This window comes from Halomonas sp. PBN3, assembly GCF_000475415.1.
In the GTDB taxonomy this organism is placed as follows: domain Bacteria; phylum Pseudomonadota; class Gammaproteobacteria; order Pseudomonadales; family Halomonadaceae; genus Halomonas; species Halomonas shengliensis.
Map to the genome: position 1 here is coordinate 18499 of NZ_AXCA01000175.1, position 19799 is coordinate 38297.

A 19799-nucleotide genomic window follows, 5' to 3' on the forward strand; every position below is an offset into this window, starting at 1 on the left:
GCATTCTTCACCGAGGTGTCATCACCTCAGATCACCGGATCACTCGATCCAGCCCTGCTCACGATAGTAGCGGGCGGCGCCGTCGTGCAGCGGCGCAGAGAGACCCTGGCTGACCATCTCTTCCGGATCCAGGTTCTGGAAGGCCGGGTGCAGCTGGGTGAAGCGGTCGAAGTTGTCGAAGATCGCCTTGACGGTCTGGTAGACGACCTCCTCGTCGGCCTCGGCGGTGGTCACGAAGGTGGCCGCCACGCCGAAGGTCTCGACGTCCTCGTCGTTGCCCTTGTAGAGGCCACCGGGGATCACCGACTTGGAATAGTAGGGGTACTCCTCGACGATGCCGTCGATGGCCTCGTCGTTGAGCGGGATCAGGCGCGAGTCGACGGTGGTGGTGGCCTCCTGGATGGAGCCGTTGGGGTGACCCACCACATAGACCATGGCATCGACGTTGTTGTCGGCCAGGGCCGCGGCCTGCTCGGCGGCATCCAGCTGCGAGGCCAGGGCGAAGGTATCCTCCGTCCAGCCCTTGGCTTCCATCACCACTTCCATGGTGTTGCGCTGGCCGGAGCCGGGGTTGCCGATGTTGACGCGCTTGCCTTCCAGGTCGTCGAGGGTCTCGATGCCGGAGTCGGCGCGGGCCAGCAGGGTCAGCGGCTCGCCATGGACGCGGAACACCGCGCGCAGGTCTTCGTAGGCCTCGCCCTCGAAGTTGCCGGTGCCGTTGTAGGCCTGGTACTGGACGTCGGACTGCACCACGCCCATGTCCAGCTCACCGGACTTGATGCCGTTGACGTTGGCCACGGAGCCGCCGGTGGAGGGCGCGTTGCACTTGATGTTGGCGTCTTCCAGACGGTTCACCAGGCGGCAGACGGACTGGCCGACCACGTAGTAGACGCCGGTCTGGCCACCGGTCCCGATGGTGATGAACTTCTCTTCCTGGGCCACGGCCGGCGATGCGACCATCGCGGCGCCGAGGAGCGCGCCGGTGAAGGCGGCAGCTGAGAAAGCATGGCGTTTCATGAACACACCTCTTTGACGTTGTCGGCAGACGAGTGGCAGCGGCCCTGCCGCGCAGGTCGCCTGACTTACCACTCACTCCTACTTTAGCGAAAAATCCTTCCTCGGGGTAATGCCGGCCACGCATCGCCTGGGCAGGGACCGGCAGACCTTCACTCTCCATTCTAGTCAGGCCGAGCGTTTACGAGGCGTTTATCTTATGCTGCACCACAGCAAGGAGGCCGCCCCTCCCCAAGTAGGGAAGGGGCGGCCTCCCGATGGCCACGAGACCCACGGGCCTCGCCAGGCCGGGTCCTACGACGCCTTCATGATCAGCGCCTGCTTCGCATCCTTCATGGCGGCGAACTCGGCTTCGTAGAAGAACTCGCCCTCCCCCAGCGCCGGTTCCAGGTGGTTGAGCCAGGTGGCTTCTTCGTCGTACTTGGCGAAGAAGGGCCGCTGCACCCAGTCGCCGTCGCGGCCCTGGATGAAACGCAGCACGAAGACCTTCTCGCCCTTGATCTCGGTGACGCCCTGGATCTCCACCTTGCCGGGATCGGCGGACATCGACGGCCCCCGGGCGGTACGCGCCAGGCCCGGCACCCGCTTCATCGCCTCGCGGTAGATCTCCCAGGCACGCACCAGCGGCACCTCGAAGTAGTGGCGGGCGCCGGTGTCGCGCTCGACGAACATGTAGTAGGGGATCATCCCCAGGCGTACCTGGGTGGTCCACATGCGTGCCCACTGGTCGGCATCGTCGTTGATGTGGCGGAGCAAGGGCGCCTGGGTGCGGATCTCGGCGCCGGTGGCGCGGATGCGGCGGATCGCCTCGCGGCAGATGGGGGTATCCATCTCCTTCCAGTGGTTGAAGTGCGCCATGAAGGCCACGTGCTTGCCGGCCGCCGTCAGCTCGCGGAACAGATCGAGGATATCCTCGGCGTCCGGGTCGGTGACGAAGCGGTAGGGCCAGAAGGTCAGGCTCTTGGAGCCGATGCGGATGTCCTGGACGTGATCCAGCTCCGGCGCCATCAGCCCCTCCAGGTACATGCGCAGGTGCTTGGCCTTCATCACCATGGGGTCGCCGCCGGTCATCAAGAGGTCGGTGACCTCGGTGTGCTCGGCCAGGTAGCGGTGCAGCGAGTCGGCCTCGTTGGAGGCGAACTTGAGGTCCTTGTCGCCCACGAATTGGGCCCAGCGGAAGCAGAAGGTGCAGTAGCTGTGGCACACCTGCCCCTGGCTCGGGAAGAACAGCACCGTCTCGCGGTACTTGTGCTGCATGCCGGGCAGTGGCTCGCCATCGAGCAGCGGCAGGTTGAGGTCCATCTGCCCCGCCGGATGGGGGTTGAGCTCGGCGCGGATGCGCTCGATCACCGGCTTCATCTCGGCGACTGAGGCCTCACGGCGCATCAGCTCCGCCACCTCCTCGAAGTGCTCGGGGAGCAGCATGCCACGCTGGGGGAAGGTGAGCTGGAAGACCGGGTCCTCGGGGATGTTGTCCCAGTCGATCAGCTCCTCGATCACGTACTCGTTGACCCGAAACGGCAGCACCTGGCTGACGACCCGCATATCGAAGCGCAGGTCGTCAGGCAGGTTCTGGATCGCCTCGATCCTGTCGAGCTGGCGGTGGGTGTAGACCTTGAACTGGCGGGCCTCGAAGGCCTCGGCTGCGGGGCTGCCGAGCGCGATGTTGACGCTCTGGTTCATCTCGCCTCCTCCTGTTGACGCGTCCGGCGCCCGGGCAGGGGGCTCGGGGCTGCCGCCACGGGAGGCGGTGCCGGCATCGGTTATCGGGGGGAGGCTATTGGTACAGGGACGAGGCCCGGGTTGCAACTTTCTGCGCCGATTTGCAACGAATGTCACGAAAATCACCTGAAACCGCAACACTCCTGCCGAGCGTCATCACCCCTGCCCGGGCGGCCGCCGGATCAGCATCGCCGCCAGGCGCTGAAGGCGCGGTGCGCCCACCAGGATCAGCGCGAAGGCGATCGGCCAGGCGATATAGAAGGCACGCCACCAGCGGCCGGTGAACCCCTCGGAAAGCCCGGTGTTGACCCAGATGATCACGAAGGTCATCAGGCTCACCATGTAGAGCGACATCAGCACGGCGAAGACCAGGGGCGCGAGGCGCGGCGGGAAGAACATCGGAACTCCTGATAGCCTGAAGCGAGAGTGGACGTGCCGGAGTATACGCCAGCGGTGGCGGCCTTCGCCCGCGTCCTCTTGTCGCCCGGCCCCGTCGGGCCAGCCACCAGGAGGTCGTCCATGGAGTTGCTCGCCTGCCAGCCCGTCATCCCGCCCACCCGCTGTCGCGGCGACCAGCTCGCCTGGCTCGGGCGCCTCACCCGAGAGATCGAGGCACGCTGCGCCGAGACGGCACCCGACCTGGTGGTGCTGCCGGAGCTTGCCAGCATGGAGTACGGCGGCGGCGCCTTCGCCTGCCTGGGGGACCTGGACGACGACCTCAAGGGGCCGGTGTTCGAGCGCTTCGCCGAGCTGGCAAGGCGGCTGGGTTGCACCATCGCCTACGGCACGGCCCGTCGCGGCGAACGGGGGCGCCATATCAGCCAGGTGCTGGTGGGGCCGGATGGCGCCCTGGCGGGGGTCTACGACAAGCTGCACTGTGCCCAGTTCGGCGCCTCCGACGAGGCCCCCCACTTCACCCCGGGCGAGTCCCTGCTGGTCGTGGACATCGCCGGCTGGCGGGTGGGCGTGATGCTCTGCTACGACCTGCGCTTCCCCGCGCTTGCCGGCCGGCTGGCCGCCGAGGGGGTAGAGCTGATGCTGCACCCGGTGGCCTTCACCCGCGACTTCTCCTTCGCCAGCTGGCACGCCTTCGTCACCACCCGCGCCATGGAGCATCAGCAGTGGTGGCTGAGCCTGAATCGCGCCGGCGAGGCCTGGGGCCATTCGCTGCTCTGCCCGCCGCTGATGGACGAGGCTCACCCCACGCTGGACTTCGGCCCGGAGGAGAGGTGGCAGCGGCTGACGCTGTCGAAGGCGGCGCTGGCCGAGGCGCGGGAGCGCCTGCCGCTGGCTGCCGACCGACGCGACGACCTGGCCGGGCTGCCGCTGTGGCGGCGCGGCCCTAGAGACGCCTGACAGGAGGCAAGATGATCGAGTGTGTCCAGGGCGATATCGCACATCAGCCCGACATGGAGGCGGTGGTCAACGCCGCCAATGCCCAGCTTCGCCCCGGCGGCGGCGTGGCCGGTGCCCTGCACCGCGCCGCCGGCCCCGAGCTCGACCGCGCCTGCCGCCCCCTGGCGCCGATCCGCCCCGGCGAGGCGGTGATCACCGCGGCCTTCGGCCTGCCCAACCGCCACGTCATCCACTGCCTGGGGCCGGTCTACGGCGTCGACGAGCCCGCCGACGAGCTGCTGGCCGACTGCTATCGCCACGCCCTGGCGCTTGCCGAGCGCGAGGGGCTGCGCAGCGTCGCCTTCCCGGCCCTCTCGGCGGGCGCCTTCGGCTACCCGCTGGAGGAGGCCGCGCGGGTGGCGCTGGAGACGGTGTCCGCCACCCTGCCCCGCTGCCCGCACCTGGAGCGGGTGCGCTTCGTGCTCTTCGACGCCGAGAGCGCCGCACTCTTCCAGCGCCTGCTCGACGAGCAGCCGGCAGGGTAGCGACCCACCCCACGTCGTAGCCGAGGGTCCGCGGCAACCACAGGGCGATCTCGGGGCAGCATCAAGAGCGCCACCAGGGCCCTACCCCACGCTGTCGCCGAGGGTCCGCGGCAGCTACAGGGCGATCTCGGGGCAGCATCAAGAGCGCCACCAGGGCCCTACCCCACGTTGTAGCCGAGGGTCCGCGGCAGCCACAGGGCGATCTCCGGGAACAGGGCCACCAACGCCAGGGCGCCGGCCATGGCGACCACGAAGAGCAGCGCCCAGCCCAGGGTCTGCTCCAGGCGGATCTTCGCCACCTCGGTGGTCACCATCAGGTTCACCGCCACCGGTGGCGTGAACTGGCCGATGGCGATGTTCATCGCCAGCAGGATGCCGAACCAGACCGGGTTCCACTCGAAGTGCTGCATCACCGGGATCAGGATCGGCATCATGATCAGGTAGATGGAGATGGCATCGAGCAGCATGCCGGCGGCCAGCACCGCCAGCATGATCAGCACCAGCAGCAGCACCCCGCTGTCGGAGAGCGAGATGATCCACTCCGCCAGGTGGCGGAAGGTGCCGAGCATGGTGCCCGCCCAGGCGAAGATGCCGGCCAGGGCGATGATCAACATCACCACCCCCGAGATCACCGCGGCCTCGCCGAACAGCGCCCAGAGGTCCTTGACGCCGAGCTCGCGGGTGACGAAGAGCCCCACCACCACGCCGTAGGCCACCGCCACCACCGCCGCCTCGGTGGGGGTGAAGAGCCCCGAGCGCAGCCCGCCGAGGATCAGCACCGGGGCGAACAGCGCCGGCAGCGCCTGCCTGAAGGTCTCGCCCACCCTGAGTCGCTCGGCCCCGGCGACCGATGCGCCGCCCTCCCAGCCCCGACATTCCCAACCATAGCGCTTCGATACGATCAGCGCCGGCACCAGCAGCGCCAGGCCGGCCAGGATCCCGGGGAAGAGCCCGGCGGCGAAGAGCGCGCGCAGGTCGACCCCCGGCACCACGATGGAGTAGAGGATCAGCGCCACCGAGGGCGGGATCAGGATCGCCGTGGAGGCCGAGACGGCGATCAGGGTCGCCGAGAAGGGCTTCGGGTAGCCCGCCCTGGTCATGCTGGGCAGCATCACCATGGCCACTGCCGCGGCGTCCGCCGGGCCGGAGCCGCTCATGCCGCCCATGATCATGCACACCAGCACCGCCACCAGGGCCAGGCCACCGTGGCGCGGGCCGATCAGCGCCTGGGCGAAGCGCACCAGGCGCAGAGCCACCCCGGAGCGCTCGAAGATCAGTCCGGTGAGGATGAATAGCGGGATGGCGATCAGCGGGTACTTGGCGATGCTGTTGTAGGTGTTGGTGCCCAGGGTCGCCAGCATCGCCGGCGAAAGCCCCGCGAGGATCCCCGCCGCCCCGGCCAGCCCCAGCGAGAAGGCCACCGGCACCCCGGCGATCAACAGGCCCGCGAAGGCCAGCAGCATCCACAGGTCAGGACTCATCGTCGAGCCTCCCGCGCAGCCGGTCGAGGGTCTGCTGCAGCTGGCGCACCAGCATCACCGCCGCCAGCAGCGGCAGCCAGACGATGTACCACCACTGGGGCAGCCCCAGCCCCGGCGAGGTGGTCTCCCAGCGGTACTCCTGCCAGGCCAGCTTGGCGCCGAACCAGACGATCAGCCCCAGCAGGAGCACGCCGCAGAGACCCTGGAGGAGCACCAGCGCCCGCCGCGGGCCGGGGGGCAGGGCCCGCTCCAGCATGCCGATGCGGATATGGCCGTTGCGGCGCAGCGCCACGGTGGCGCCGGCGAAGGTCAGCACCACCAGCAGGAACACCGAGAGCTCCTCGGTGAAGGCGAGCGAGCCGCCGGTGATGTAGCGGGTGATCACGTTACCGAGGCTGATCAGGGCGATGATCACCAGGGCCAGGGCGGCCAGCCAGCGCTCCGGCCGGGCATCGGGGGTGGGCGTCATGGGGGAACCTCACACGGCAGCGGCCGGCCACGAGGGCCGGCCGGTCGAACGATGGTAGAGCGGACGCTCAGCGGGACTCGACGGCGGACCTGGCGGCCTCGACGATCGCCTCTCCGACCTGCGGCACCCACTCGTCACGCACGCTCTGGGTGGCATCGACGAAGGCCTGGTACTGGGCGTCGGTCAGCTCGGTGACGGTGACGCCGCGCTCCTGGATGGCGGCCAGGCGCTCGCTCTCCTGCTCGCGGGTCATCGCGATCTCCCACTGCCCCGCCTCCACGGCGGCCTCGCGCAGGATCTCGCGGTCGCCCTCGTCCAGGGACTCCCACACCTGGCGATTGACGGCGAAGATCAGCGGGTCGTTCATGTAGTTCCACAGGGTCAGGTGCTCCTGGCCCACCTGGTCGATGCGCGCCACGTCGAACACCGAGAGCGGGTTCTCCTGGCCGTCCACGGCGCCGGTGGTCAGCGCAGGCTTGGCGTCGGCCCAGCTCATCTGGGTGGGGTCGGCGCCCAGGGCGTCGAAGGTGTCCTGGAACAGCGGGGAACCCACCACGCGGATCTTCAGCCCCTCGAGGTCGGCGGGTTCATCGATCGCCCCCTGGGAGTTGGAGAGCTGACGGAAGCCGTTCTCGCCCCAGCCCAGCGGGATGACGTCGCGGGACTCGATGGCCTCGAAGATCATCTCGCCGGCCTCGCCGCCGGTCACGGCATCCACCGCCGCCTCGTCGGGCAGGAAGAAGGGCAGCGAGAAGAGGTTGAGCTCCGGCACCTGGGGCGACCAGTTGATGGTGGAGCCCACCGCGGCGTCGATCAGCCCGGAGCGCATGGCGGAGAACTCCCGGGTCTGGTCGCCGTTGACCAGCTGGGAGTTGGGGTAGACGCGCAGGGTGATGCGCCCCTCGGTGCGCTCCTCCACCAGCTCGGCCCACTTCTCGGCCGCCTGGCCCCAGGGGAAGGCGTCGGAGAGCACGGTGGAGACGGAGAGCTCGCGGGCCTGGGCGGAGAGCGAGGCGGAGAGCACGGCGGCGCCGGCCAGGGCGGCGGCCAGCTTGGCAAGCGGTCGATGGAGGATCATGGCGTGTCCTTGCAGCGGCGCCCCGATGGCCTCGAGGCGCGATTATGGTTATGGGTCGGGCGATGGCCCGGCGTGGCCGGCCACCTCGCCCCATTCTAGGGCCGCAAGCGTTGAATATCAGCCCGGGGCGGGGGCTAATCGCAGCGGGACGCCACCCCCGGCCAGGCGACGCAGTCGCCCACCTCGACGCCCAGCGACGCGAAGGTGCCGGCGGGAACCTCCAGCGCGGCCCGATAGGACACCCCCGGGCGCGTCACCGGGCAGTCACCGGGGGCGTTCGAGCCGCAGGGCTGCATGGTGTGGGTCGAGACGATGCGCCCCGCCCCATCGATAAAGGCGATATCCAGCGGGATCAGGGTGTTGTACATCCAGAAGCCGCTGCCGCCGGGCTGCTCGGTGGCATAGAGGAAGAGCATGCCGGCGTCCTCGGCGAGCCGCTCGCGCCCCATCAGGCCGCGGCTGCGCTCGGCGGGCGCGTCCGCCACCTCGACCCGGAAGGCGTGGCTGGCCTCCCCGACATGGAGGCGCAGCGGCCAGGGCTCCGGCACCGCCTCCTCGGCGAGGCCCGGCGTGGCCAGGGGCAGCGCCAGGGTAGCAAGGGTGGCAAGGGTGGCAAGGCGAAGGAATCGGGTCATGGGTCACTCCTGGCGTCGTCGTCGGGCGGCGAGGCGTCCGGCATCAGGTGGATGCCCGCGGCGAGCAGCGAGACCTGCACCGCCTCGCCCCGGGCCAGGCCGTTGCGGCGGGCGGCATGGGTGGCTATCTCGAAGCGCAGGGTCTCCGGCCCGTGGGCGAAGGCGAGTGATACCGAGGTGATGCCGCCCAGCACCACCATCTCGACCACCCGCCCCGCTACCGGGTTCTCGCGCTCGCCGAGGGACGGGCGGCCACGCCGGTGCAGCACCACGTCGGAGGGTGGCAGGTACCAGGCCACGCGGCTCCCCGGTTCCAACGCCGCCAGCCCCTCGGCCACCTCCAGCCGCCAGGGACCCCACGCCAGGCGGCGCTCACCGCCGTCCTCCACCACCTCGCCCGCGAAGACATTGTGGCGATCGAGCAGCCGCGCCACCTGGGGCGAGGCCGGGCGCCGGAAGAGCGACTCCGGCGGGCCGGCCTGCAGGGTGCGCCCGGCGTGCAGCACGCAGAGGCGGTCGGCCAGGGCCGCCGCCTCGTCGAGGTCATGGGTCACCAGCACGATGGGGATGGCGATCTCCTCGCGCAGCAGCGCCAGCTCGCGCTGCAGGCGGCGCCGGGTGACCTGGTCCACCGCCGAGAAGGGCTCGTCAAGCAGCAGCACCCGCGGCTCGCGGGCCAGTGCCCGGGCCAGCGCCACGCGCTGGCGCTGGCCACCGGAGAGCTCGGCCGGGTGGCGCCCGGCCAGCCCCTCCAGACGCACCCGAGCGAGCCACGCCTCGCCGCGACGCCGCCGCTCGGCCACCGGCAGGTGGTGCAGCGCCACCATGACGTTGCCCAGCGCCGTCAGGTGCGGAAACAGGGCGTAGTCCTGGAACACCAGGCCCAGGCGGCGGCGCTGGGGCGCCAGCGCCAGGCGCCGGCCGGCATCGAACCACAGCGCCTCGCCGCAGGCGATGCGTCCGGCGGCCGGCCGGTAGAGCCCGGCGATGCTGCGCAGCAGGGTGGTCTTGCCGCTGCCGGAGGGGCCCACCAGGGCCAGCAGCTCGCCGGCCTCGCAGCGGAACTCCGCCGCCAGGGGGATCGGCCCCGACTGGTGCAGGCTGACCTCCAGGGGAGCGGGGCTCGCGACGGGCTCAGGCACGGCGCCACCTCCGCCGGCCGGCGAGGCCGTAGACCACGCCGATGGTGACGAAGGAGACCAGCAGCAGCATCGCCGACATGCTGGCCGCGCCGCTCTCGTCGAAGGCCTGCACCCGGTCGTAGATGGCGATAGCCAGGGTACGGGTCTCGCCGTCGATGGCCCCGCCCACCATCAGGATGACGCCGAACTCCCCCAGGGTATGGGCGAAGGTGAGCGCCAGCGCCGAGACCAGCCCCGGCCACACCAGCGGCAGCTCGATGCGCCACAGGGTGTGCAGCGGCGAGAGGCCGCTGCACCAGGCCGCCTCGCGCAGGTTGGCGGGCACCGCCTCGAAGGCGCGCTGCACCGGCTGCACCGCGAAGGGCAGGTTGGCCACCAGGGAGGCGAGCAGGATGCCCTCGAAGGTGAAGTTGAGCCCGGTGCCGAAGAGACGCTCCCAGAGCCCGCCGAAGGGAGCCTCCACGCCGAAGGCCTGCATCAGGTAGAAGCCCAGCACCGTGGGCGGCATCACCAGCGGCAGGGCGATCAGCGCCTCCCAGAGCGGCTTGGCCCGCGAGCGGCTGGCGGCCAGGGTGCGCCCCAGCCACAACCCCACCGGCAGCAGCAGCAGCGCCGTGAAGGCCGCCAGGTGCAGCGAGACCGAGAGCGCCGTCCACTCCATCAGCGGGACGCCGCCTCGTCGAGGCGAAAGCCGTGCTCGGACAGGATCTCGCGGGCCGGCTCCTGCTGCAGCCAGGCGTAGAAGGCCCGGGCGGTCTCCCCGGCACCCTTGACCAGCGCCATGCGCTGCACCAGCGGGCGGTGCCAGTCGGCTGGCACCATCACGAAGTCGCTGCGCGCCGCCACCGGCGGCGCCAGCGCCTGGGACCAGGCCACCAGCCCGCCGCGGGTATCGGCGGAAAGGGCGAAGCGGGTGGCCTGGGCGACGTTCTCGCCCATCACCCGCAGCGGCTCGCTCGCCTGCCACAGGCCGGCGTGGCTCAGGGCCTCGCGGGCGGCCACGCCGTAGGGGGCATGCTCGGGGTTGGCCAGGGCGATCCGCGCCCGTCCCTCCCCGGCGGCGTGGGCCGCCAGCGCCTCGCGCACCGCGGCCAGCGGCGCGTCGTCGGGCGGCAAGGGCCCCTGCCCCGGGGCCTGCAGCCATACCAGCCGCCCCACCGCGTAGACCACGCCGGCATCCTCCAGGTGGCCCGCCTCATGAAGCGCCAGCACATAGGCCTCGTCGGCGGAGAGGAAGAGTTCGAAGGGGGCGCCCTGGCCGATCTGGCGCCGGAAGTTGCCCGACGAGCCGAAGTTGACCCGTAGCGAGGCCCCCGTCTCGGCCCGGAAGGCCTCGACCAGCCGCGGGAAGACCGCCTGCAGGGAGGAGGCGGCGGCCACGATGGGCGGCTGGGCCAGGGCCGGCGTGGTCAGCAGCAGCGCCAGGCCCAGCAGCAGGGCGCGGCATCCCGGGCGGGTCAAGGAGGGCATGGCGAGGCTCCGCAAGGCGTGGTTGGGCGCATTGTCCGTCACCCCGTCGACGCCCTCAACCCGCCGGACGCTCCCAGGGCGCTCGACGCCGGAGGGGTCCGTTGCCTGTCGCCGCAGTGGGCGCGAGGGATTCGCGCCGCCGCTCAGCTCGTGGTGACCCCGGCGAAGATGGCGCGCAGGTCGGCCTCCTCCTCGCGCGGGCCCAGGTCGAGCAGTGCCTCGAGGCTCGTCAGGTGCGCCTCGATGGCGCGCCTCGCCCCCTCGGCGTCGCCTTCCGCTAGGGCCGCCAGCAGCCGCGGGTGGTCCCCCTCCAGGAAGCAGGAGGCCAGCGTCGGCCGCTTATAGAGGGCGATGACGATGGAGGTACGCAGCACCAGGTCGGTGAGCATGGCGCCCAGCACGCGGTTGGGCGAGAGCGCCGCCAGGCGATGATGGATGGCCAGGGAGTGCGCGATGCGAGCCGTCTCGTCGCCGCGGCCGTGGGCCTCGACCTCGGCCTGCGCCTCCCGCTCCAGCGCGTCGAGCACCCCGGGCTCGAGCCCGCGGCCCGCCAGCAGGGCCGCCACCTCCCCCTCCACCAGGCGGCGGGCGGCGAAGGTCTCGCGGGTCTCCTCGACGCTCGGCGAGCGCACCCGGGCCACCTGGTTGGGACGCTGGTCGATGACATGCTCGGCGGCCAGGCGGGTCAGGGCACGGCGCACCACCGAGCGGCTGACGCCGAAGATCTCGCCCAGCGCCACCTCCGGCAGGCGGGTACCCGGCGGCAGGCGCTGGCTGAGGACCGCCTGGCGTACCTGCTCGACGATATGGGGGTCACTGATGCGCTCGCCGGCGCGGATGGCGGCTTCGACGCCGGCCTTCCAGGAGTGGCTCATGCTCTCTCGCTCGTGGTGATCTTCCTGGCCGCACCTTCGCACTTTTCGGGACGAATGGCCACATTCTGCCTGCCTCCTGTATACAGGAAGGGGCTCAGAAGCACGTCTCCATCACCTCCTGCACCTCCAGCGCCTCGTCCACCCGCAGCACCCGTTGCCAGCGATCGAAGGTAAGGCAGGGGTGGGAGATGCCGAAGGCCACCACGTCGCCTACGCGCACGTCGCATACGCGCACGTCGCCCTCCCCGGCCAGCGGCTCGGGCAGGCGCACGAAGGCGTGCTGGTCCATCAGCCTGGTCACCTCCCAGCCCGCCACCGTCAGGGACTCGGTCGCCGCGCCCCCCTCCCGGTAGCGGCGCAGGGGCAGCGGCAGGCGGTCGCCGCCCACGTCGCGCCGCCCCATGGCGACGATCGCCAGCCCCGGCTCGGGTAGCGACTGCACCTGGGCGAACACCTCCAGCGCCGGGCGCAGCCCCTCGTCCAGCCCCTCGCGGGCCAGAACCCCGCGCTGCGCCTCGGCGTAGAGGCCATGGTCGTGGACCACATAGCAGCCGGGACGCAGCACCGCCTGGAAGGGCTGCCCCAGCGCCTGGAAGGCAGCGGCCACCCGGTCGTACCAGGCCGAGCCCGCGGCGGTGATCAGCGGGGTGGGGGACGCGAAGCGCCCCGCGGCGCTGAGCGCCTGGGCCACGGCGACCATCTCGCCGAGGTAGTCCACCACCCGGCGCTCGCCGTCGTCGCCGGCCAGCCCCTCGTAGCCCTCCAGGCCGACCAGCGAGAGCCCCGGCAGGGCGGCGATGCGCTCGGCCAGTGCCAGCGCCTGATCCTCGCCGCGACAGCCACAGCGCCCGCCGGCCACGCCCAGCTCGATCAGCACCGGCAGGCGCAGGTCGCGGGCGGTGAAGTGGCGATCCAGGGCGACGGCATTGGCCTCACTGTCCACCAGGCAGGTGAGCTCGGCCCCGGCCGCCAGCAGGTCGGCGACGATGGCCATGTTGGCCTCCCCCACCAGCTGGTTGGCGAGCAGCAACCGCGTCACCCCGGCCGCAAAGGCGTCACGGCACTGCGGGGCCGTGGCCAGGGTGATGCCCCAGGCCCCGGCCGCCAGCTGGCGATGGAAGAGCGCCGGGGCCATGGTGGTCTTGCCGTGGGGCGCCAGCCAGGCGCCGCGCCGTTCGGCGAAGCGCTGCATCCAGGCGAGGTTGTGGGCCAGGGGCGCCTCGTGGACCACCGCCGCCGGCAGGCTGACGCCTTCGAGCAGGCGCCGCCCGGTCTCCGGACAGCCCTTGTGGCCGCGCTCCGCGCCGGGCTCAGCGCGCATGGTCGGCGTTGACGTCGAGGATCTTCATGGTGTTGGTGCCACCATGGGCGTTCATCTCGTCGCCCCGGGTGAGGATCACATGGTCGCCCGGCTCGGCGATGCCCTTCTCCACCAGCAGCGCCAGGGCGCGGTCGTTGAGCTCCTCGGCCGTCATCTCGCTGGTGTCGAAGGGCAGCGAGACCACCCCGCGGTAGAGCGCCATGCGCCGCTGGGCGATGGCGCTGTGGGCCAGCCCCACGATGGGCAGCCCCGAGCGGATGCGCGAGGCGATCAGCGGCGTGTAGCCGGTGGAGGTCATGCAGGCGATGGCCGCCACTCCGGAGAGGTGGTTGGCGGCGTACATGGCGGAGAGGGCGATGGTCTCGTCGATCTGGGTGAAGCCCTCGTGGATGCGGTGGCCCGACTCCTGGGCGACCTTCTCGCGCTCGGCGCCCAGGCAGACCCGGTGCATGGCCTCCACGGTCTCCACCGGGAAGTCGCCGGCGGCGGTCTCGGCGGAGAGCATCACCGCGTCGGTGCCGTCGAGCACGGCGTTGGCGACGTCGAACACCTCGGCGCGGGTGGGCAGCGGCGCCTCGATCATCGACTCCATCATCTGGGTGGCGGTGATCACCGCACGGTTCAGGGTGCGGGCGCGCTTGATGATGCGCTTCTGCATGCCGATCAGCTTCTCGTCGCCGATCTCCACGCCGAGATCGCCGCGCGCCACCATCACCGCCTCGCAGGACTGGATGATGCCGTCCAGGGTCGCCGCGTCGGCCACCGCCTCGGCGCGCTCGAGCTTGGCCACCAGGCCGATCTCGCGGCCAGCCTCGCCGAGCAGGTCGCGGGCCTCGGCCATGTCGACGGCGCTGCGCGGGAAGGAGACCGCCAGGTAGTCGACGCCGATCTCGACCGCGGTGGCGAGGTCCGCCCTGTCCTTGTCAGTCAGCGCCGGCGCCGAGAGTCCGCCGCCCTGCTTGTTGATGCCCTTGTTGTTGGAGAGCCGCCCGCCCACCGTCACGGTGGTGTGGATCTCGCGCCCCTCGACGCCGCTGACGTCGAGCACCACCCGGCCGTCGTCGAGCAGCAGGCGGTCGCCGGGGGCGACGTCATCGATCAGTTGCTTGTAGTCGCAGCCCACGCGCTCGTGGGTGCCGGCGTCGCTGGCCAGCGCCATATCGAGGATAAAGGACTCACCCTCGACCAGCTCCACGGCCCCCTCGGCGAAGCGGGCGATACGGATCTTGGGCCCCTGCAGATCGCCCAGGGCGGCGACGCTTCTACCCAGGCGGGCGGCGATCTCGCGCACCCGTTCAAGGCGGCGGCGGTGATCGTCGGCCGAGCCGTGGGAGAAGTTGAGGCGCACCACGTCGACGCCGGCGGCGATCATCGCCTCGAGCACCCCCTCGCGGTCGCTGGCGGGGCCCAGGGTGGCGACGATCTTGGTGCGCCGGATGGGGTCGTGGATGGGGGCATGGGGGAGATGGCTCATGGCGTCCTCGGCAGGATCAGGATGGCACGGAAGTCGTTGACGTTGGTGCGCGTGGGGCCGGTAACGATCAGCCGCTCCAGCGCCTGGAAGAAAGTGTAGGCATCATTGCGTGACAGAAAGGTGGCCGGGTCAAGCCCCTGCTGTCGGGCACGGGCCCAGTCGGCATCGGCGATAAGGGCCCCGGCGTTGTCCTCGGAGCCGTCGATGCCGTCGGTGTCGATGGCCAGGGCATGGATGCCCGGCGCCCCCTGAAGCGCCTCGAAGAGCCCCAGCAGGTACTCGACGTTACGCCCGCCGCGGCCATCGCCGCGCACCGTGACGCTGGTCTCGCCGCCGGAGAGCAACAGCAGCGGCCGGGTGAGCCCTTCCTGGCTCGAGCGCGCCAGGCGCGCCTGGGCACGCCCCAGCTCGCGAGCCTCGCCTTCGAGATCATCGCCCAGCACACGCACCTCGATACCACTCCTCGCGGCGGCCACGCGGGCCGCCTCCAGGGCATCGGCGGCGCGAGCCAGCACCCGGGCACGGTCGCGGGCGAAGCCTTGGTCATCAGGCGCCGGCGCCTGGTCGGCCCCCTCGAGGTGGCGCCGCACCGTGTCGGGGATGGCGATGCCATGGCGCTCGAGGATCGCCAGGGCATCTGCCGGGGTGCTGGCGTCGGGCAGGGTCGGGCCGGAGGCGACTAGGGTCGGGTCGTCGCCGGGCACGTCGGAGATCACCCAGGTCAGCACCGGTGCCGGATGGGCCGCGGCGGCCAGGCGCCCGCCCTTGATCGCCGAGAGGTGGCGGCGCACGGTGTTAATCTCGCGGATCGGCGCCCCGCAGCGCAGCAGTTCGCGGTTGAGCGCCTGCTTCTCGGCCAGGGTGATGCCGGGCGCCGGCAGGCTCATCAGCGCCGAGCCGCCGCCGGAGATCAGCGCGATCACCAGGTCCTCCTCGCCCAGCGGCGCCACCGCCTCGAGCATGCGTCGGGCGGCCTCCTCGCTCAGGCCGTCGGGCATGGGGTGGGAGGCCTCGAGCACCTCGATACGTTCGCAGGGCGCCTCGTGCTCCTCGATACCGTGCCCGTAGCGGGTCACCACCAGCCCCTCGAGAGGGGCCTCGGACTGGTGGGCCTGCCAGGCGCGCTCCAGGGTGGCCGCCATGGCGGCGGCGGCCTTGCCGGCGCCCACCACCAGGGTGCGGCCGGCGGGTGGCGGCGGCAGCTCGCCGGGCAGCAGGCTGTCGGGATGCACGGCGTGCACGGCGGTGTCGGCCAGGCCGCGTAGCCAGCGCAGGGCCTCCGGCGCCGACAGCGCGGCGATGGCCTCGGGGGAGGATGGGGACGGCGTGGCGACCATGGGTTTCTCCTCTGCGGCGGATGGCCCCACCGGGACCATCCAGGAATTCTTGGGTCTCGATCGGTCTGGGTTCGGGGATCGTAAGCGGTGATCCGAGTTCGGGGATCGCGAAAAAGGACCCGGCGGCAGGTCGCGCCTACCACCGGGTAAGGCCGCCGGGGCGGCCGGAAGGCGTGCGACGACCCGACGCCCGCCTTCCGGAGCCTACCGGATTCTGCCGCTCGTCGCCGAACGGTGTCTGCCGGCAGGCCCTCGGGGAGCGGTCACCTCCCCTGCCCGCGCCGGCCCAGCACCGGGCCGGCGCCGGAACTCATGCCTGGCCCACCTCGTGGTTGGCCAGGGTCTCCAGGGCGCGCAGGATGCCGGCATGGTCCCACTCGGCGCCGCCGTTGGCGGCACAGGCCTGGAACAGCTGCTGGGTGTTGGCGGTGCCGGGCAGCGCCAGGTCGAGACTGCGCGCGCCTTCCAGCGCCAGGTTGAGGTCCTTCTGGTGCAGCTTGATCTTGAACCCGGGGTCGAAGGTCCGCTGGATCATGCGCTCGCCGTGCACGTCGAGGATCTTCGACTGGGCCAGGCCGCCGAGCAGCGACTCGCGCACCTTGGCCACGTCGGCCCCGGCCTTGGAGGCGAACAACAGGCCCTCGGCCACCGCCTCGATGGTCAGGGCGACGACGATCTGGTTGGCCACCTTGCAGGTCTGGCCGGCACCGTGGCCGCCGATATGGGTGATGGTCTTGCCCATCACCTCGAGGATCGGCCTGGCCCGGGTGAAGCCCTCGTCGGTGGCGCCCACCATGATGGTCAGGGCGGCGTTGATGACACCGCCCTGGGGCTTGTGAGCTCCTGCATGCCCTTGTCGGCCAGCTCGGAGGACAGCGGCTTGCCGCGCTTGACGGTGGCGAGCTCGTGGCCGGCGTCCAACAGGTGACCCGCCATGGGGCGGCCCATGATGCCGAGGCCGATAAATCCGATCTTGCTCATACTCTCTCTCCTGTTGTCATTGGGGTGTCGAGACGGTGCTTAGCGCGCGGCGTCCAGCCAGCCCAGGCCCTCCTGGGTGCGGCCGGCGGGCTTGTACTCGGCGCCGATCCAGCCCTGGTAGCCCAGGCGGTCCAGGTGGGCGAACAGGAAGGGGTAGTGGATCTCCCCCGTGCCCGGTTCGTGACGTCCCGGGTTGTCGGCGATCTGCACATGGGCGATGCGATCGAAGTGCGTCTCGATGGTCGGCGCCAGGTCCCCCTCCATGATCTGCATGTGGTAGATGTCGTACTGCAGCTTGAGGTTGTCGCTTGCCACCTCGTCGAAGATCTGGAGTGCGTGCTCGGTGCGGTTGAGGAAGAAGCCCGGGATGTCGCGGGTATTGATCGGCTCGGCGATCAGCAGGATGCCGGCATCCGCGAGCTTGTCGGCGGCGTAGCGCAGGTTCCCGACCAGGGTCTGGCGTGCCTCGGCGTCGCTGACGCCCTCCGGCTTGATCCCGGCCAGGCAGTTGACCTGGGTATTGCCCAGCACGCGGGCGTAGGCGATGGCGCGCTCGACCCCCTCGCGGAACTCGGCGACGCGGTCCGGGTGGCAGGCGATGCCGCGCTCGCCGGCGGCCCAGTCGCCCGCGGGCAGGTTGAACAGCACCTGAGTCAGGCCGTTGTCGTCGAGGCGCCGCTTGATCTCGGCGGCCTCGAAGTCGTACGGGAAGAGGTACTCCACGCCCTTGAAGCCGGCTTCTGCGGCGGCCTGGAAGCGGTCGAGGAAGTCCACCTCGGTGAACAGCATGCTGAGGTTGGCGGCAAACTGGGGCATCTTGGTCTCCTTGCTCAATTGGTCAGAGTGTGGGGCGCCGGGGACAAGCCGAAGAGGAGGTCCTATGCCAGGGGTGAGGAGCATCGCTCCGAACGGGCTGACCATGGATGGTCAGCACCGGCTCTGCAAGCGGAGCAGGATGCGAGAGCGCCGCAGGGCATCGGTAGCGCCCATGGATGGGTTCACAGCGCCTCCTCGTAGGCTTGTCGACGGTTCAGCCCCACGCTATGCGACGTCAACTACATACTGCGACTAGGCCCGCAATTATGGGCCGTCAAGATTATGTGGAAAATATTTTCAAATATTTTTGTATCCAAAAAACACCCAAGCCGATTCAGCGGCTTGGGTACCTACAGGGAGGCCATGGGTGCAGCCTTACAGGGCAACCCGAATCGACAGGGGGTATTCATCGCAGTTGCTCCCCTCGCCGCCGCGATCGACGACCAGGAACTCCCCTTCCCGCTCCAGCACCGACTGGATGGCATGCCAGGTGCCGGCGCGGTAGTTGACCCCCTGGCGCCCGTCGGTGACGAAGGCGCGCACCTCAGCAGGATCGATCTCGTCGCCCGGTGGCGCCACCACCACCACGAACCGTTCTTCATGGAGCGGCATGAAGGCCTGGCTGCCCAGCGGATGGCGCTCCAGGAAGTCGAGTTCCAGCGGGATCTCGACGGGCTGGCTGACGAAGATGCTGATCAGCGTCCGCGCGCCCTCCCCCAGGGTCTCGACCTTGGCCAGGTCATGGTGGCGTCGGGTGCGCCCGGCATTGATTGGAAACCAGTCGGCGGTGCGGGCGTCGATGACGTCGCCGTAGGGGGCGAAGGCCTCGGCGGTCAGGGGTTCGGCTTTCAGTTCGAGCATGTAGTGTCCTCTTGTTTAACTCGTCAGTCTGCCGGTATTCCGGGGCTGATCCGGGCGCAGGCTTGCGAGGAGGCGCTGTGAACCCCTCCCTGGGCGCTACATTTGCCATCCATGGCAAATGACCTCCTCTTCAGCCTGCCCCCGGCGCCCCTGCACTGGTGCTATCTCAGCGCGTCGCCGGATCAGCATCGAGCGTTTTGTCTTCTCTTGACTAGCGTCGCTGTCTCAGCGCATCGCCGGGCGCAGCGCGGCGTGGCGGTTGACGTCCTTGTAGAGCAGGTAGCGGAACGGGCCCGGGCCGCCGGCGTAGCAGGCCTGGGGACAGAAGGCGCGCAGCCACATGAAGTCGCCGGCCTCGACCTCCACCCACTCCTGGTTGAGGTGATAGACCGCCTTACCCTCGAGCACGTAGAGGCCGTGCTCCATGACGTGGGTCTCGTCGAACGGGATCACCGCGCCGGGCTGGAAGGTGACGATATTGACGTGCATGTCGTGGCGCACGTCCTCGGGGTCGACGAAGCGGGTGGTCGCCCAGCGCCCCTCGGTGCCCGGCATCTCGTTGGGGGCGATGTCGTTCTCGTTGACCACGAAGGGCTCGGGCACCTCGATGCCCTCGACCCGCTCATAGGCCTTGCGCACCCAGTGGAAGCGCACCGGGGCATCGGACTCGTTGCGCAGCTGCCACTCGCTGCCCGGCGGCAGGAAGGCGTAGCCGCCGGGCACCATGCGGTGGCGCTCGCCGGCCAGGGTCAGGGTCATCTCGCCCTCCACCACGAAGAGCACCCCCTCGGCCTCGGGGTCGGGCTCGGGGCGCTCGCTGCCGCCGCCGGGAGACACCTCCATGATGTACTGGGAGAAGGTCTCGGCGAAGCCGGAGAGCGGGCGCGCCAGCACCCACAGCCGGGTGTTCTCCCAGAACGGCAGGTTGCTGGTGACGATATCGCGCATCACGCCACGCGGGATGAAGGCGTAGGCCTCGGTAAACACCGCCCGGTCGGAGAGCAGCTGGGTCTGGGGCGGATGCCCGCCATGCGGGGCATAGTAGGTGCGTTGGTTCATTGCATGTCCTGATCAGATAGGGCTCGTCTCCGGCGAGAGGCGCCGGGGACAGGTCTGAAGGGGGTCCGAGAACCAGGGACGGCCGAGGTAGCGTACAGGGTCATATTCACAGCGCCTCCTCGTAGGCTTATCACCAGATCAGCCCCGAGCTATCGAGCAGCCAGGCTATCTGCGATAGCCCTGA

The 19799-nt window shown here is 70.4% G+C and carries 19 protein-coding genes and 1 pseudogene; 2 read left to right on the forward strand and 18 right to left on the reverse strand.

Annotated features, from left to right (window positions below):
• Window positions 1-39: 39 nt before the first annotated feature.
• The 3 genes from Q673_RS31000 to Q673_RS31010 form a co-directional block, all read right to left on the reverse strand.
• A complete protein-coding gene (locus Q673_RS31000) occupies window positions 40-1017 on the reverse strand; it encodes a TAXI family TRAP transporter solute-binding subunit (RefSeq protein WP_023006638.1) in 978 nt (325 codons plus the stop codon).
• A 291-nt stretch (window positions 1018-1308) separates the two neighbouring features.
• Complete coding sequence (locus tag Q673_RS31005) at window positions 1309-2697, reverse strand: KamA family radical SAM protein (RefSeq protein WP_023006639.1); 1389 nt, start codon at window positions 2695-2697, stop codon at window positions 1309-1311.
• Between the two features lie 195 nt (window positions 2698-2892).
• Window positions 2893-3135, reverse strand: coding sequence for a DUF2798 domain-containing protein (locus Q673_RS31010; RefSeq protein WP_023006640.1), 243 nt, complete (start codon window positions 3133-3135; stop codon window positions 2893-2895).
• 120 nt (window positions 3136-3255) lie between these two features.
• On the opposite strand from Q673_RS31010, the gene Q673_RS31015 reads away from it, so the two are divergent.
• The gene (locus tag Q673_RS31015) at window positions 3256-4092 is read left to right on the forward strand and encodes a carbon-nitrogen hydrolase family protein (protein ID WP_023006641.1); all 837 of its coding nucleotides are present in this window, start codon (window positions 3256-3258) and stop codon (window positions 4090-4092) included.
• An 11-nt stretch (window positions 4093-4103) separates the two neighbouring features.
• Window positions 4104-4616 carry a macro domain-containing protein gene (locus Q673_RS31020; RefSeq protein WP_023006642.1) on the forward strand — a complete coding sequence of 171 codons (513 nt, stop codon included), beginning with the start codon at window positions 4104-4106 and terminating at the stop codon, window positions 4614-4616.
• A 158-nt stretch (window positions 4617-4774) separates the two neighbouring features.
• Here Q673_RS31020 and Q673_RS31025 read toward each other — a convergent pair whose 3' ends face one another.
• The 15 genes and pseudogenes from Q673_RS31025 to Q673_RS31100 all read right to left on the reverse strand — a co-directional run bounded on the left by Q673_RS31025 (window position 4775) and on the right by Q673_RS31100 (window position 19615).
• The gene (locus Q673_RS31025; protein ID WP_023006643.1) at window positions 4775-6097 is read right to left on the reverse strand and encodes a TRAP transporter large permease; all 1323 of its coding nucleotides are present in this window, start codon (window positions 6095-6097) and stop codon (window positions 4775-4777) included.
• Complete coding sequence (locus Q673_RS31030; RefSeq protein WP_023006644.1) at window positions 6087-6566, reverse strand: TRAP transporter small permease; 480 nt, start codon at window positions 6564-6566, stop codon at window positions 6087-6089. The genes Q673_RS31025 and Q673_RS31030 overlap by 11 nt, the downstream gene beginning before the upstream one ends.
• A gap of 67 nt (window positions 6567-6633) precedes the next feature.
• Window positions 6634-7644 carry a DctP family TRAP transporter solute-binding subunit gene (locus tag Q673_RS31035; RefSeq protein ID WP_023006645.1) on the reverse strand — a complete coding sequence of 337 codons (1011 nt, stop codon included), beginning with the start codon at window positions 7642-7644 and terminating at the stop codon, window positions 6634-6636.
• A gap of 134 nt (window positions 7645-7778) precedes the next feature.
• Complete coding sequence (locus Q673_RS31040) at window positions 7779-8279, reverse strand: DUF192 domain-containing protein (RefSeq protein ID WP_023006646.1); 501 nt, start codon at window positions 8277-8279, stop codon at window positions 7779-7781.
• Complete coding sequence (locus tag Q673_RS37105) at window positions 8276-9421, reverse strand: ABC transporter ATP-binding protein (RefSeq protein ID WP_023006647.1); 1146 nt, start codon at window positions 9419-9421, stop codon at window positions 8276-8278. Before Q673_RS37105 ends, Q673_RS31040 begins: the two co-directional genes overlap by 4 nt.
• On the reverse strand, window positions 9414-10082 hold the full coding sequence (modB, locus tag Q673_RS31050; RefSeq protein WP_023006648.1) for a molybdate ABC transporter permease subunit: 669 nt from the start codon (window positions 10080-10082) through the stop codon (window positions 9414-9416). Before modB ends, Q673_RS37105 begins: the two co-directional genes overlap by 8 nt.
• Window positions 10082-10891: a molybdate ABC transporter substrate-binding protein gene (gene modA / locus Q673_RS31055; RefSeq protein ID WP_023006649.1), complete on the reverse strand. Its 810-nt coding sequence runs from the start codon at window positions 10889-10891 to the stop codon at window positions 10082-10084. The genes modB and modA overlap by 1 nt, the downstream gene beginning before the upstream one ends.
• Window positions 10892-11034: 143 nt before the next feature.
• Window positions 11035-11766, reverse strand: a complete 732-nt coding sequence (locus Q673_RS31060; protein WP_023006650.1) for a GntR family transcriptional regulator — start codon at window positions 11764-11766, stop codon at window positions 11035-11037.
• A gap of 94 nt (window positions 11767-11860) precedes the next feature.
• Window positions 11861-13087: an amino acid deaminase gene (locus Q673_RS31065; RefSeq protein WP_023006651.1), complete on the reverse strand. Its 1227-nt coding sequence runs from the start codon at window positions 13085-13087 to the stop codon at window positions 11861-11863.
• Window positions 13077-14561, reverse strand: a complete 1485-nt coding sequence (gene pyk / locus Q673_RS31070; protein WP_023006652.1) for a pyruvate kinase — start codon at window positions 14559-14561, stop codon at window positions 13077-13079. The genes Q673_RS31065 and pyk overlap by 11 nt, the downstream gene beginning before the upstream one ends.
• Entirely contained in the window at window positions 14558-15898 is a 1341-nt protein-coding gene (locus Q673_RS31075; protein WP_023006653.1) for a glycerate kinase type-2 family protein, read from the reverse strand. The genes pyk and Q673_RS31075 overlap by 4 nt, the downstream gene beginning before the upstream one ends.
• 310 nt (window positions 15899-16208) lie before the next feature.
• Window positions 16209-16879: pseudogene (locus Q673_RS31080) on the reverse strand (NAD-binding protein).
• A gap of 39 nt (window positions 16880-16918) precedes the next feature.
• Entirely contained in the window at window positions 16919-17695 is a 777-nt protein-coding gene (gene hyi / locus Q673_RS31090; protein WP_023006656.1) for a hydroxypyruvate isomerase, read from the reverse strand.
• A gap of 375 nt (window positions 17696-18070) precedes the next feature.
• Window positions 18071-18556: an ureidoglycolate lyase gene (locus tag Q673_RS31095; RefSeq protein ID WP_023006657.1), complete on the reverse strand. Its 486-nt coding sequence runs from the start codon at window positions 18554-18556 to the stop codon at window positions 18071-18073.
• Between the two features lie 225 nt (window positions 18557-18781).
• On the reverse strand, window positions 18782-19615 hold the full coding sequence (locus tag Q673_RS31100; protein WP_023006658.1) for a bifunctional allantoicase/(S)-ureidoglycine aminohydrolase: 834 nt from the start codon (window positions 19613-19615) through the stop codon (window positions 18782-18784).
• Window positions 19616-19799: the final 184 nt, after the last annotated feature.

What these genes read in the sequence shown, in the direction of transcription:
- pyk (WP_023006652.1), bottom strand. Translation starts at nt 14,561, where the DNA reads ATGAGCCATCTCCCCCATGCCCCCATCCACGACCCCATCCGGCGCACC.
- Q673_RS31015 (WP_023006641.1), top strand. Translation starts at nt 3,256, where the DNA reads ATGGAGTTGCTCGCCTGCCAGCCCGTCATCCCGCCCACCCGCTGTCGC.
- Q673_RS31100 (WP_023006658.1), bottom strand. Translation starts at nt 19,615, where the DNA reads ATGAACCAACGCACCTACTATGCCCCGCATGGCGGGCATCCGCCCCAG.
- Q673_RS31005 (WP_023006639.1), bottom strand. Translation starts at nt 2,697, where the DNA reads ATGAACCAGAGCGTCAACATCGCGCTCGGCAGCCCCGCAGCCGAGGCC.
- modA (WP_023006649.1), bottom strand. Translation starts at nt 10,891, where the DNA reads ATGCCCTCCTTGACCCGCCCGGGATGCCGCGCCCTGCTGCTGGGCCTG.
- hyi (WP_023006656.1), bottom strand. Translation starts at nt 17,695, where the DNA reads ATGCCCCAGTTTGCCGCCAACCTCAGCATGCTGTTCACCGAGGTGGAC.
- Q673_RS31035 (WP_023006645.1), bottom strand. Translation starts at nt 7,644, where the DNA reads ATGATCCTCCATCGACCGCTTGCCAAGCTGGCCGCCGCCCTGGCCGGC.
- Q673_RS31075 (WP_023006653.1), bottom strand. Translation starts at nt 15,898, where the DNA reads ATGGTCGCCACGCCGTCCCCATCCTCCCCCGAGGCCATCGCCGCGCTG.
- Q673_RS31025 (WP_023006643.1), bottom strand. Translation starts at nt 6,097, where the DNA reads ATGAGTCCTGACCTGTGGATGCTGCTGGCCTTCGCGGGCCTGTTGATC.
- Q673_RS31030 (WP_023006644.1), bottom strand. Translation starts at nt 6,566, where the DNA reads ATGACGCCCACCCCCGATGCCCGGCCGGAGCGCTGGCTGGCCGCCCTG.
- Q673_RS31060 (WP_023006650.1), bottom strand. Translation starts at nt 11,766, where the DNA reads ATGAGCCACTCCTGGAAGGCCGGCGTCGAAGCCGCCATCCGCGCCGGC.
- modB (WP_023006648.1), bottom strand. Translation starts at nt 10,082, where the DNA reads ATGGAGTGGACGGCGCTCTCGGTCTCGCTGCACCTGGCGGCCTTCACG.
- Q673_RS31020 (WP_023006642.1), top strand. Translation starts at nt 4,104, where the DNA reads ATGATCGAGTGTGTCCAGGGCGATATCGCACATCAGCCCGACATGGAG.
- Q673_RS31095 (WP_023006657.1), bottom strand. Translation starts at nt 18,556, where the DNA reads ATGCTCGAACTGAAAGCCGAACCCCTGACCGCCGAGGCCTTCGCCCCC.
- Q673_RS31000 (WP_023006638.1), bottom strand. Translation starts at nt 1,017, where the DNA reads ATGAAACGCCATGCTTTCTCAGCTGCCGCCTTCACCGGCGCGCTCCTC.
- Q673_RS31065 (WP_023006651.1), bottom strand. Translation starts at nt 13,087, where the DNA reads ATGCGCGCTGAGCCCGGCGCGGAGCGCGGCCACAAGGGCTGTCCGGAG.
- Q673_RS31010 (WP_023006640.1), bottom strand. Translation starts at nt 3,135, where the DNA reads ATGTTCTTCCCGCCGCGCCTCGCGCCCCTGGTCTTCGCCGTGCTGATG.
- Q673_RS31040 (WP_023006646.1), bottom strand. Translation starts at nt 8,279, where the DNA reads ATGACCCGATTCCTTCGCCTTGCCACCCTTGCCACCCTTGCTACCCTG.